The organism is Achromobacter sp. 413638 (assembly GCF_043119405.1).
Taxonomy (GTDB): Bacteria; Pseudomonadota; Gammaproteobacteria; order Burkholderiales; family Burkholderiaceae_B; genus Achromobacter.
This window is the reverse complement of sequence record NZ_JBICCO010000187.1, coordinates 1-388: the sequence shown is the minus strand read 5'-3', so window position 1 is coordinate 388 and position 388 is coordinate 1. Positions and strand designations below refer to the sequence as shown.

The window sequence follows — 388 nt, the reverse complement described above, 5'->3', positions numbered from 1 at the left end:
CCAATCACTGCTAGCGTGCTGATGACTGAGCTGGGCGATGCGCGGCAATTTGGTTCGGCGCGCCAGTTCGCCGCTTCGGTAGGCTTGGTGCCTCGCCAGTACAGCACGGGCGGCAAACCCACGCTCCTGGGCATCAGCAAACGGGGCGACAAGAACCTTAGACGATTGTTGGTACAGGGCGCTCGCGCGATCATGCGACACGTGGAGCGACGAACCGACCGGCTAGGCGCCTGGGTGCGCGAGCTGCAGGCCCGACGTCACTCGAACGTGGTCGCTTGTGCGCTGGCCAATAAATTGGCGAGGATCGCCTGGGCCATCCTCGCCAATGGAACGAACTACCGAAGTGAGCAGACTGTAGCGCCAGCCTGACCTTCATCACCGTTTTACG

The 388-nt window shown here is 62.1% G+C and carries 1 protein-coding gene; it reads left to right on the top strand.

Translation table 11 applies throughout. From position 1 onward, the window contains the following. Positions 1-369, top strand: a 369-nt coding sequence (locus ACEU5R_RS32000; RefSeq protein WP_392413944.1) for a transposase, incomplete at its 5' end; no start/stop codon positions are given. Positions 370-388 lie beyond the last annotated feature (19 nt).